1 protein-coding gene is annotated in these 261 nt (G+C 61.3%); it reads right to left on the bottom strand.

Annotated features, from left to right (window positions below; genetic code table 11):
• Nucleotides 1-261, bottom strand: a 261-nt coding sequence (locus tag HBA93_RS21810; RefSeq protein ID WP_221724641.1) for a Fic family protein, incomplete at both ends; no start/stop codon positions are given.

The following is a 261-nucleotide window of genomic DNA, read 5'->3' as shown; positions in this document are numbered from 1 at the left end:
GATTTCTGCGAACATGCGGCGCATGGGAGCCAGATCGCCGTCTTCATGGGCGGCGATGGAAACGACCGTCATGCGCTCGGCGGATATGACGCCGAAGTCAAGAGGATGACCGGCCTGCTCGCCAAGCGCTTCGAAGAATGCGCGTTGCGTGCGGCCGTTGCCTTCGCGGAAAGGATGGATTGAATTCAGCCGTGCGAAGGCATCGGCGGCTTCACTGGTGAAGGTCTCGCGATCGAGGCCGCGCAGAAGATCTCGCGATTG

The organism is Ochrobactrum sp. SFR4 (genome assembly GCF_019730395.1).
In the GTDB taxonomy this organism is placed as follows: Bacteria; Pseudomonadota; Alphaproteobacteria; order Rhizobiales; family Rhizobiaceae; genus Pseudochrobactrum.
Note: the sequence above shows the minus strand (reverse complement) of the source record. Positions and strands in the feature narration are given on the sequence as shown.